Here is an 11,854-nt window from a genome sequence, read left to right as displayed (position 1 = left end):
GGCCGTCGGTGCCTGGACCCATGTGGTCGGCGTCTACGACACCTCCAACGGCGCCATGAAGCTGTACGTCAACGGCACCCAGTCCGGTGCCACGGCCACCAACACCACGCCGTGGGCCGCCACCGGTCCGCTGACCATCGGCCGCGACAAGTACGCGGGCGCCGACAGTGACGCCCTGCCCGGCGGTATCTCCAACGTGCAGGTCTACCAGCGGGCCCTGTCCGCCACCGAGGTGTCCTCGCTCTACGGAAAGGGCCGCACCGGCGGCACCGTCGGCTCCTCCACCGCACAGACCACACGCTGGTCGTACGACCAGCGGGGCCTTGCCACGTCGGCGACCGACCCGAACGGCAATGTCAGCAACCACACCTACGACGAGGCCGGCAACCTCGCGATCACCACGGACGCCACGGTGCAGTCGGAGACCGGCGACGGTTCCGCGGCGAAGCCGGTACGTCCGGAGACCCGTAACGGATACAACACCTTCGGGGAGGTGGTCGAGGACAGCGACGCGAACGGCAACGTCACCAACACCGCCTACGACGCCGACGGAAGCAAGGTGCTGGAGACCGGCCCGTCCTACACGCCGCCGGGCGGAAGCGCCATCACCCCGAACACGGTCTGGGCGTACGACACCTCGGGTGCGGTCTCGTCCCAGACGCTGCCGGACGGTGAGCAGACCTCCTTCACCTACGACCAGATGGGTCACCCGGCCGTGGAGACCCGGCCGGACGGATCGACGGTTCACACGACGTACGACACCGAGGGCGAGACGCTGTCGGTGACCGACGGCACGGGCGCGACGACCCAGTCGACATTCGACTGGCTGGGCCGCCAACTCACCGACACCACCCTGGAGCGCTACCCGTCCACCCGGACACTCACCACCCGCTACTCGTACACCGCGAGCGCGGCCAATCCCGGCGGTGCGAACCTGGCGAGCGTCGTCTCACCGGGAAACCGGACCGTGTCGTACGGCTACGACCGTGCCGGTGAGAAGACGTCGGTGACCGACGGCGTGGGCAACACGACGCGGATCACCTACGACTTCATGGGCAATCCCCAGAAGACGACACAGCCGGACGGAAGCTGGAGCCAGACCGACTACACCATGGCGGGGCTGCCGGGACAGCAGAAGCAGTACGACGCTTCGAGTGCCCTGCTCAGCCAGATGTCCAACGTGTATGACGGCAACGGCAACCTGACCTCGGCAACGGACGCCGCCGGGCACACGACGACGTTCATGTACGACGCGTCGGACACGCTGACCCAGGAGGTCCAGCCGGTCAGCGCCTCCCACTCCATCGCCACGTCCTTCGGCTATGACGCGAGCGGCGACCGCACGCGTTACACCGACGGCCGGGGCAACCAGTGGTACACGACCTATAACTCCCTGGGCCTCCAGGAGACATCGGTCGAGCCCGCGACCGCGCAGTACAGCAGCGCGGCCGACTCCACGACCACCTACCGCTACAACGGTGACAGCCAGGTCACGTCGGTCACACAGCCGGGCGGCGCCACGGTGGAGATGACCTACGACAACATGGGCAATCTGGCCCAGCAGTCGGGTTCGGGCGCGGACGCGCCGACGGCGACCCGTACGTTCCACTACGACGCCGACGGGCGGGTGCTGAAGGCCGACACCGCCGAGGCGGGCGCCGTGGGCAGCGCCGGCCACCAGGCCGCCACGACCGAGACGTTCGGCTATGACGACCGCGGTGACCTGCTGTCGGCGTCGGGCGCGGCTGGGGCCAGCTCCTTCGGCTTCGACTCCGACGGGCTGATGACATCTCGCGCGGACGCGGCCGGCACCACCGGATACGGATATGACAACGCCGGACGCCTCTCGTCGCTGAACGACGCGGCCACCGGCACCCAGCTCACGATCGCGTACAACACGCTGTCGCAGCCGTCGTCCGTCCAGTACGGCACGAGCGGGCAGTCCCGGACGTTCGGCTACGACGGCCTGCACCGGCTGACCGGGGACACGCTCAAGCAGGGCGCCACCACGCTGGCGTCCGTCACCTACGGCTACGACCCCGACGGCAACACGACGTCCAAGAAGACCACCGGCGTCACCGGCGCCTCCAACAACACCTACGCTTACGACTGGGCCGACCGCCTCACCTCCTGGAACAACGGTTCCACAGCCACCGGGTACGCGTACGACGACGCGGGCAACCGCATCCAGTCCGGTGCGGACGTCTACACCTACGACGCGCGGGACCAGCTGACCTCGGACGGTACGAAGTCCTACAGCTACACGGCTCGTGGCACGCTCACGCAGCAGTCCACTGCCGGCGGTGCCACCACGGCGTTCACCTCGGACGCCTACGGGGGTCAGATCACCGCGGGCACCCAGACCTATGGCCTCGACGCCACCGGCCGGGTGATCACCGACACCACCCAGGCGGGCGGCACCAGGACCCTGACCTACTCCGGGGCCGGCAACACGGTTGCCAACGACCAGTCCTACCAGTACACCTACGATCCCTCGGGCGGTCTGGTCGGTATCAACACTGCGGGCGCCTCCAGCACCACCACCGGCCGTCTGGCCTTCACCGACCAGCACGACGACGTGATCGGCACCTTCACCGCCGGTGCGACCACCCTCGCCGGCTCCAGCACCTACAGCCCCCTGGGCAAGGTCACCGCCTCCAGCAGCAGCTTCGGCCTGCTGGGTTACCAGTCCGGCTGGACCGATCCCGGCACCAGCAAGGTCGACATGGCCGCCCGCTGGTACAACCCCGACGCCGGCCAGTTCATGAACAAGGACACCCTGGCCATCGATCCGGCCCCCAACTCGGCGGCCGCCAACCCCTTCGCCTACGTCGGTGACAACCCGCTTCTCGGTACCGACCCCACCGGGCACTGCAGTTCGGCCCACTGCAAGTCCGGCCACAAGGTGGCCCACCGGGTGAGCCACCCGGTCCACCACGCGCCCAAGAAGGTCGTGCATGAAGCGAAGCACGTGAACAAGTCGGCGCATCGGCAGGCGTCCAGGAGTTCGCACAGCGTGCAGGACGTGGATCACCACCGGCGCGTGACGCACCGCGTCGTCCACAAGGTGCGCAAGCCGGTGAAGAAGCCGGCTCCCCACAAGGTGGCCCACCAGACGAAGAAGGTGAAGCACGCGCCGCGTCGCGCACCGGTGCACAAGGTCAAGCACGAGCCGCGCAAGGTGGTGCACCTGACGCCGGAGCAGGCCGCGGTCAGGGCGCTCGGTGAGGCGGCGCTGGCCGCGCTGGGAATATTCCCCTCGGACGCCGACGACCAGGACAGCTGCGGTGCCCAGTGCCGGAAGCTGGCGGACATCCTCGATTCCATCCCGGAGAAGCGCAGGCAGGTCTTCCAGGCGGCCGTGCGGATGATCATCCGCGAGAATCCGGGGGACTGGAACCGTCCCGGCACTCCCGCCTACGAAGCGATACAGACCCGTCTGAAGTACGCCGTCCTCGGTCCGGTCACGGGCAAGGAGCTCTGGAACAGCTCGAAGGGCGCGCTGACCTCCATGGGGGTCGAGCTGATCGGCGGCCTGCTCTGTCCGGAGACGGGCGGACTCGGCTGCATGGTGGCCGTCGGCGCCGCCGCCGGGGCGGCCGGCCAGTGCGTCACGAAGTGTGATGCCAAGGATGTCGCCCTGAGCGCCGCCGTCGGGGCCGCGGGCTCCTACGTCGGCGGCAGGCTGGCCGGCAAGGGCGGGGCGTCCTGCGCGGGACCCAACAGCTTCACGGGTGACACCCGGGTATTGATGGCCGACGGCACGGCCAAGGCCATCGATCAGATCAAGATCGGCGACACGATCGCCAACTCGGTACCGGATACCACGGGCACCAGGGCGCGCAAGGTCACGAACGTGATCGTGACCCGCACGGACCACGACTTCGTGGACGTGACGATCAGAAGGACGAGCGGTCCCACTCACGACCGGGACGACGCTCACCTGACGACGACCTTCCACCACCCCTTCTACGACAAGACCCAGGCGGCATTCGTCGACGCGAAGAACCTCGCGGTCGGCGACACCCTCCAGACCCCGACCGGCACAGCGAAGGTCACCGCGGTCCGCCTCTACCACGCCCACACCACGACATACAACCTCACCGTGGGCAGCCTGCATACGTACTATGTACTCGCTGGTCAGACGCCGGTACTCGTTCACAACAGCAACTGCAACTCGCTCACGCGTGCACAGTCTGACGATGTTGCGAATTTCCTGGGGTACACGAAGACCAAAATGAAGTCTGCAGGCGGGGCCCCAATTTGGGAGAACAAGAAGGCTGGAGGCGGTCAACCTCGGTATATCACCTACGATCGGACCGGGCATAACAAGCAGGCGGTATTCAAGGGTGCCAGCTTCCGTAATCCTTTCCAGTCGACGAAGGATTCGGCTCGGGACGGAACGTATGGGCTGGATGTATCCCCGACAGGAGAGGTGTTGGGTCTCAAGTGGCTAGCCAAATGACAGCCGAGCTTGTGGTCAGCCCGAGCGACCAGCATGTGCGAGCCTCCCTGGCAGAGGCGCCGGCCTGGAGTGCCTACGCGGCGGATTTGCGGAGGTTGCTCAACGTGGTGATCGAGGAATGCGGGGCTGACCGTCTTGAGGTCAGTGAGTTGCTGGTCAGCGAACCGCTCCCTGACCGGTACTGGAGGCTCCGCAACGGGATGCAGGCCAACCCGGCGGAGGCGATAGATCTCGCTGAGCGGATGGCGGCTGGGTTCGGACCGTACTGCCGACTGATCACACCGGGGCGGCTTCGCGTCGAGTCGGGATGGGATGGGGCGATCCATCTCTCAATGGATCCAGCGGTAGCCAATTCGCTTACCGGGCTCGCTGGCGACAACCTGTCTCTTGAGTGGCGCGCCTCGGAACCGGATCCTGAGGAGGAGTCAGGACTTGTCGATGACGTCGTGGACGACGAGTTTTGGGGCTCGGTTCGAGCGGCGGCCGATGGGCTAGTGCTCTTGTGTGAGCGCTGGGCGCACGGTGCTTACGGCTGCCGATGGTTCCGGGTGACTCCGGGAAATGTAGCGGAGGTGGCACAGGCTGTACGGCCTCGCTCGCTCCTCTGCGTTGTCGCAAACCCGGACCTGCGGCTCGACGCGGGGCTATTGGACGAAGATTTCACTGCGTTCGAAGCCCCGCTCACGCCTGGCCAGCTCATTTACCGCGCCCACCCAGGGGGGGCCGATAGTCTCGCCGAAGTAACGGGCAGGGGATTGTCGTTCATGCTGGCGGATGTGGTCTTGGCTGGGTGGTGCGCCGTGGTGCCGGATTCAGACGGCGTAGTCAGAGCGGTATGGGAGAGCCCTGGTGAGAGGTGAGAGGTGAGAGGCGGGGCGGGGCGGGGCGGCGGCTACCTCAAGGAATAACCGATTCGCAATCGAAGTGATCGGTGATCCCGCCTCGGAGGGTGGCGTCTCGTTGCCTTCCGAGGCCGCCGGTAGGGTCACGGTCGGGGATTTCTCAGAATCATTCCCGATGGACCTGAGTTTCTGGACGGTGGCTTACTACTCTCGAAGTTGGGAGAGAGCCCTGAGGGAGCTTGAGGCGAGCGAGAATTCGATCTCGTGCCTCATCTCTTCGATCACGGACCCGGAGGCCGCTGACTTCATCTTCTGCTGGCCCATTTACCGGGAAGGGGAAGCTGTCCACGTACAAAACTCGATCATCTTCCTGGATGGCCTCGAGCCAGGGCGTCCATCGTGGTTGGCTCGGGCTCTGATTGCGGGCCGCCCCGGCCTGTGACACCTTCGCTGTGGAGGCACTCCGCTCCTGATGATTGTGGCGCCGACATGACTACTCCGCGCGTTCCGCTGTCGATCCTCGATCTCGTACCCGTGGCCTCGGGCACCGATACGTCCACCGCGCTCGACCAGTCAGTGGAGCTGGTGCGCCTCGCGGACGCCCTCGGCTACAACCGGTACTGGTACGCCGAACACCACAACGTCGTCACCTTCGCGTCCTCGGCGACCTCCCTGCTCATCGGCCGCGCCGCCGAGCACAGCAAGCGCATCCGGCTGGGCTCGGGCGGCGTGATGCTGCCCAACCACAGCCCGCTGATGGTCGCGGAGTACTACGGCACGCTCGCCGAGATGTACGGCGACCGCATCGACCTCGGCCTCGGCCGCGCCCCGGGCACGGACCCGACGACGGCCGCCGCGCTGCGCCGTGGCGGCGCGGCCACCGACACGTTCATCCAGGACGTCGTCGATCTGCACCGCTACCTCAGCTCACGTGACGGGCAGGGGCCGGAGGTGACGGCGCTGCCCGGCCGGGGCACCGAGGTCCCGCTGTGGATGCTGGGATCGAGCCTCGACGGCGCGGCGGTCGCCGCCTACCTGGGACTGCCGTACGCCTTCGCCTCGCACTTCGCCCCGCAGATGCGGCACGAGGCGCTCGAGCTGTACCGCTCACGCTTCTCGACGGAGTCCGGCATCGCCGAGATCAGGCGGCCCTACGCCATGGTCGGCGTCAACGTCCTCGTGGCCCCGACCGACGACGAGGCCCGTTTCCTGTTCACCACGGCCCAGCAGATGGCCGCGGGCATCTACACCGGCCGGCGCGGCCCGCTGCCACCGCCGGTCGAGGACCTGGCGGCCGTGATCAGCCCCGATGTCGCCCGGTTCGTCGACGACTTCCAGCAGGTACGCGCGGTGGGGTCCCCGGAGACGGTCGTCGCTCAGCTGGAGGCGCTCGTCGCCGACCTGAAGGCCGACGAACTCATCATCACCACCTACACCCACGACCCCGCCCACCGGGCGCGGTCGTTCACGCTGCTCGCCGACGCCTGGGGACTCGACCCCGTCGACTAGGCGTTACTTCAATTCGTACGACTGGGCTCCCACGCCGGCGAGATTTCCCCCGTCGACGACCAGGTATTCCTCGCAGATGGGGCGCTGCTCGAAATAGCACTGGAGGACGTCGAGCGTTCCGGCGGCATAGCGGGCCTGCGCGGAAAGCGTTGTGCCGGAAATATGGGGCGTCATTCCGTTGAACGGCATGGTGCGCCAGGGATGGTCGACCGGCGCCGGCTGCGGATACCAGACATCTCCCGCATAGCCCGCGATATGGCCGGACCGCACGGCCTCCACGACCGCGTCGCGATCGACCAGCTTGGCCCGCCCGCAATTGATGATGTACGTCCCGCGCTTCATCATGCTGAATGTCTCCGCGTTCAGCATGTTCTCCGTCGACGGGTACAACGGCAATTGCAGGCTCAGAATGTCGATATCGGTGATCATCGACTCCAGGTCGCGATGATAGGTGAGGCCCAGCTCTTTCTCGATCTCCGGGGCGAGAGGGTGTCGCTGGTGGTAATGCAGTTCCAGGCCGAAAGGCTTCAGCCGGCGCAGTACGGCCAGACCGATACGGCCGGCCCCGACGGCCCCGTACTTCATTCCCTCGACGTCGTAGCCGCGCTCCACGCAGTCCGCGATGTTCCAGACGCCGTTGACGGAAATGCCGTGCGCCGGCAGGTAGTTGCGAACCTGGGCCAGGATCATCATGACGGTGTGCTCGGCCACGCTGACGCTGTTCGAGCCGGTGACCTCGGCGACGGTGATGTGCCCCTGTGCCGCGGCCTCCAGGTCGACATGGTCGGAGCCGATCCCCGCCGTGAGCGCCAGTTTCAGCTTCGACGCCCTGGCTATGCGCTCCTTCGTCAGATACGCCGGCCAGAACGGCTGCGAAATGACGACTTCAGCTTCGGGGAGATACTTCTCGAACTCGGCCTGCTCCCCGTCCTTGTCGCTCGTGACGATCAGCTGATGGCCGTTCTTCTCCAGATAGCTCCGCAGTCCGAGTTCACCCGAAACACACCCGAGGAGTTCACCCGGCTTGAATCCGAGCGGGCCTTCGGGTGCGGGGGCCGGTCGGCCGTTGACGTTCCATTTGATGTCCGGGATCTCGTCCCGCGCGTATACCGGGGGATATCCGGCCTGCGGGTCGGGATAGAGCACGCACAGAACGGTCGACATCAGCAACCCCTTAACGAAAAGGTGATCATTCGGGTGCTGATTCGAGCCTACCAGTTCACCTATTCGGGTGCCTGTCGGCTATCTGACGCACTGTCAAGACCCATTACTTCTGCCGCCGCGGCGCCGTGAGCAACACCTTGCCGATATGGCTGCTGTCCATCGCGCGATGCGCCTCGGCCGCGTCAGGCATGGGCAGCTCCTGGTCGATGACGGGGCGGACCCGCCCCGACTCGATCAGGGGCCAGACATGCTCGCGTACACCGGCGACGATGGCCGCCTTCTCCTTCAGCGGCCGGGCCCGCAGCGAGGTCGCCGTGATGGTGCCCTCCTTCATCAGCAGGGCGGCGATGTTCAGCTCGCCCTTGGTACCGCCCTGGAGGCCGATGATCGCCAGGCGGCCGTTGGCGGCGAGGGCCTGCACATTGCGGTCCAGGTACTCGCCGCCGCCCATGTTGTCGAGGATGACGTCGGCGCCCGCGCCGTCGGTGGCCCGCTCGATCGCGGTGACGAAGTCCTGCTCGTGGTAGTTGATCAGGATGTCCGCGCCCAGCCCGGCGCAGAAGTCCAGCTTCGCCCGCGAGCCGGCGGTCACCGCGACGCGGGCGCCGACCGCCTTGGCCACCTGGATCGCCATGGTGCCGATACCGCCCGCGCCGCCCTGGACGAGGAGCAGCTCGCCGGGGCGCAGCTGCGCGACCATGAAGACGTTGGACCAGACCGTGCACACCACCTCGGGCAGCGCCGCCGCCTGTACCAGGCTGATGCCCTTGGGCACGGGCAGCAACTGGCCGGCCGGTACGGCGACCTTCTCGGCGTATCCGCCGCCCGTGAGCAGCGCGCACACCTCGTCGCCGACCGCCCAGCCGGAGACCTCGGGGCCGAGCGCGGCGATCCGGCCGGAGCACTCCAGGCCGAGGTAGGGGGAGGCGCCGGGCGGCGGGGCGTAGGCGCCCTGGCGCTGCATGATGTCGGCCCGGTTGACGCCGGTGGCCGCGACGTCGACCAGTACCTCGCCGCTGCCGGGCACCGGGTCGGGCACCTCGCTCCAGGTCAGCTTCTCGGGCCCACCGGGTTCGGTCGTCGTGATCGCGTGCATGCGCGCGACGCTACCCCCGCGAAAGCCGCGTAACAGGCAGATCTATCCGAACCCGGCGTTCGTGTCAGCTGCGCTCGCCCTCCTGCCAGTCGCGCCAGCGGATGCGGGGCTTGTCCAGCACCTTGCCGAGCGTCCCCCACTCGTCGCGGCCCAGCCGGGTCAGCGGGCGCAGCCGCTCGATGTCCGGCAGGCCGTCGTCGGCGAGCGCTTCCTCGCTCACCACCGCGTGCACCACCCGGCCGAACACCACCGTGGAGTCGCCCAGCGTCAGCAGGCTGTGCAGCTCGCACTCCAGCGCCGCCGGCGAGGCCGCGACCCGCGGCGGCCGCACCCGCAGCGAGGGCTCCCGCTCCAGCCCCACCGCGTCGAACTCGCTCACCTCGGACGGGAAGTCGGTGGCGGTGTCGTTGATCTCCCGGAACAGCGACTCCGGCGCGAGGTTGACCACGAACTCCCCGGTCTCCTCCACGTTCCGCAGCGAGTCCTTCCGCGTCACCGAGGTGAACTGCACGATCGGCGGCTCCACGCAGGAGACCGAGAAGAAGGAGTGCGGCGCGAGGTTCGGCCGGTCCGGGTGCTCCTTCGAGACCGTGGACACCCACGCGATCGGCCGCGGCACCACCACCGAGGTCAAGAGCCGGTAGAAGGCATGGCGGCCCATGGCCGAGGGATCGAAGTCGATGCGCATGATCCCCAGTATCCCCGCGCCCACGCCCGCGCCCGGGGGCGGCGTCGATGGCGGAGTCCCGGCCGCCGTACGTCGATGGGTGAGCAAAGATGCACGGAAGGTGAATTTTCCCGGCGGAACGCCTGGTAAATCTCAGCATGTGAGACGCTGGACGGGTCTGGCGGCGATCCGTCATGGCCACTGACTGCCATGCCGAGCCGTTGATCACGTCGTTTTCGGCCGCCACGATGGACCCGTGCCGCGCAGTACCACACGGCTCCACACTTACGGGGGAACACATGAGAGACACCCTGCGCCTATGCGCAGTCGTCGCTGCCGCCTGTCTCGTCCAAACCGCGGAGACCACCGTGACGGTGCACGCCGTCACCTCGTCGCCGCCGTGGACGGCTGCCGCGTCGGCCGGCCCGCACTCGGTGTCCGACGGGTCGCCCGCCATGGTCGTCCACTCGGCCGGGGATGACAACGGGTGGTGGTAGCCGCCCCGGACGTGAACGTCGGCCTCGTCGGATTCGGAGTGGCGGGGCGCCAGCACGCCGAGGCCCTGGCCGGCGCGACCGGGCTCCGGGTGGCCGCCGTGGTCGAGACGAACACGCGACTGACGACGGGGTCCCTGCCGCGCCTGCCGTCCTGGGAGGTGCTGCTCGCCGATCCGGACATCAACCTGGTGGGGCTGTGCCTGCCGCCCGGAGGCCGGGCGGCCCTCGCCCTGGAGGCACTGAAGGCGGGCAAGGCGGTGCTGCTGGAGGCGCCTCCCGCCCTCTGCGAGCGGGAGGTGGACCTGATGGTGGCCACGGCCGAACGCGTCGGCCGGCCCATCGGCGTCATGCTCCAGCAGCGCCACCGTCTGCCGGAAGCCGTCTGCTCGGCCGACTGGTCCGACCCCTCGGTGACGGCGACGCTCGAAGTGGCCAGGTTCCGGCCGCCGGCCCACTTCCGCCGGGCCCGATGGCGGTCGGACCCCGCGGCGGCCCTGGGCGGCACCGCCGCCCACCACGCGGTCCACTACTTGGATCTCGCCTGCCAACTCCTCGGCGATCCCGCAAGGATGTGGATCGCCCCCCTGCGGGAACTGTCCCGGGGGATCGACACCCGCGTCACCGGCGTCGTCGAGTTCCGCGGCGGAGCCACCCTCTCCTTCGCGACGACCTCCGAGGCCGCGGCCACCACCGAACGTCTCCACGTCCTCGGCCCCGACGGCAGCCTGTCCGTCGAGAACGGAACCGTCAGCGCGCGGATCGGTGACGCCGAGGACGTCTGGCCCACCCTGCGGGGCCCCTCGCTACGGCGTCTGGTCTACGAGGACATGGCCGAGGCCATGAGGTCGGGCCGCCGGACCCGGCACAGCGGTCTGGACGACGCGCGCGCCGTGACCCGCATCCTCGAGACGCTGCGCGCGTGAGCCCCCCTGCGACCGGCACCCGGCGCCGGGCTCCCGCCACTCCACACCTTCCACACTGGAGGTTCCGTTGTTCGAGATCGGTCTCATCCACGATCATCCGCTCATCGGGTGGGCCGTGTGCCAAGCCCTCATGGAAGCCCCGGACATGAGGGTCCACGTGGTGCACGCGGACGGTGCGGGACCGGCTGTCCCGGGCAGCATGCCGGACCGCCTGGACGTCCTCGTGATGGACCGGCCCCCCGAACGGTCACCGCTGACCGAAGCCGCGGCGACCCGGGCGTCCTGCGTCCTGCTCCTGTCGTCCACGGAACTCGAAAGCGCCTCCCCGGGAATCAGCGGCTGCCTGTCCGAGCGGTCCGACCCCGTGACCCTGGCCGTCGCGGTCCGCGCGGCGGCCCACCGGTCACGTGCGACGGCCGACCGGACGCACCGGACGGCCGAGACGCGGGCACCGGGCCCGGCGGATGCCAGGAAGCTGCTGTCCGCCCGCGAGCAGCAGGTGCTCCGCATGCTGGCCCAGGGCCTGACGCACGACCAGACCGCGCGCCGGCTCGGCATCAGTTGCCACACCGTGGACACGTACGTCAAACGGGTACGCGGCAAACTCGGCGTCGGCAACAAGGCCGAACTGGTGAGGGCGGCGATGGAGTACGGGCGCGACTGACGCCGCGCCACCCGGCCGCCGTGCCTG

The 11,854-nt window shown here is 68.3% G+C and carries 9 protein-coding genes; 6 read left to right on the top strand and 3 right to left on the bottom strand.

Going from position 1 to position 11,854, the window contains the following annotated elements; genetic code table 11:
* The 4 genes from ACIGA3_RS25535 to ACIGA3_RS25520 form a co-directional block, all read left to right on the top strand.
* Nucleotides 1-4,465: toxin C-terminal domain-containing protein (locus ACIGA3_RS25535; RefSeq protein WP_399719902.1), on the top strand; the 4,465-nt coding region annotated here is incomplete at its 5' end.
* Nucleotides 4,462-5,325: a hypothetical protein gene (locus ACIGA3_RS25530; RefSeq protein WP_399719899.1), complete on the top strand. Its 864-nt coding sequence runs from the start codon at nt 4,462-4,464 to the stop codon at nt 5,323-5,325. The genes ACIGA3_RS25535 and ACIGA3_RS25530, both read left to right, overlap by 4 nt.
* 157 nt (nt 5,326-5,482) lie before the next feature.
* A complete protein-coding gene (locus ACIGA3_RS25525) occupies nt 5,483-5,749 on the top strand; it encodes a hypothetical protein (RefSeq protein WP_399719897.1) in 267 nt (88 codons plus the stop codon).
* A gap of 47 nt (nt 5,750-5,796) precedes the next feature.
* Nucleotides 5,797-6,816 (top strand): LLM class flavin-dependent oxidoreductase, encoded by a 1,020-nt coding sequence (locus ACIGA3_RS25520; RefSeq protein ID WP_399719895.1) that lies wholly within the window; start codon nt 5,797-5,799, stop codon nt 6,814-6,816.
* Between the two features lie 3 nt (nt 6,817-6,819).
* Here ACIGA3_RS25520 and ACIGA3_RS25515 read toward each other — a convergent pair whose 3' ends face one another.
* The 3 genes from ACIGA3_RS25515 to ACIGA3_RS25505 all read right to left on the bottom strand — a co-directional run bounded on the left by ACIGA3_RS25515 (nt 6,820) and on the right by ACIGA3_RS25505 (nt 9,764).
* On the bottom strand, nt 6,820-7,980 hold the full coding sequence (locus tag ACIGA3_RS25515; protein WP_399719892.1) for an NAD-dependent formate dehydrogenase: 1,161 nt from the start codon (nt 7,978-7,980) through the stop codon (nt 6,820-6,822).
* Between the two features lie 103 nt (nt 7,981-8,083).
* A complete protein-coding gene (locus ACIGA3_RS25510; RefSeq protein ID WP_399719889.1) occupies nt 8,084-9,076 on the bottom strand; it encodes an NAD(P)H-quinone oxidoreductase in 993 nt (330 codons plus the stop codon).
* 64 nt (nt 9,077-9,140) lie between these two features.
* Complete coding sequence (locus ACIGA3_RS25505; protein ID WP_399719887.1) at nt 9,141-9,764, bottom strand: flavin reductase family protein; 624 nt, start codon at nt 9,762-9,764, stop codon at nt 9,141-9,143.
* Nucleotides 9,765-10,230: 466 nt separating this feature from the next.
* On the opposite strand from ACIGA3_RS25505, the gene ACIGA3_RS25500 reads away from it, so the two are divergent.
* Together ACIGA3_RS25500 and ACIGA3_RS25495 are read left to right on the top strand one after the other, a co-directional pair.
* Nucleotides 10,231-11,163, top strand: coding sequence for a Gfo/Idh/MocA family protein (locus ACIGA3_RS25500; protein WP_399719883.1), 933 nt, complete (start codon nt 10,231-10,233; stop codon nt 11,161-11,163).
* Nucleotides 11,164-11,308: 145 nt separating this feature from the next.
* Entirely contained in the window at nt 11,309-11,827 is a 519-nt protein-coding gene (locus tag ACIGA3_RS25495; RefSeq protein WP_399719881.1) for a response regulator transcription factor, read from the top strand.
* Nucleotides 11,828-11,854: the final 27 nt, after the last annotated feature.

This window comes from Streptomyces sp. NPDC085596 (assembly GCF_044541565.1).
Lineage (GTDB): Bacteria > Actinomycetota > Actinomycetes > Streptomycetales > Streptomycetaceae > Streptomyces.
The sequence above is the reverse complement of the archived record's forward strand: the minus strand, read 5'-3'. Positions and strand labels throughout refer to the sequence as shown.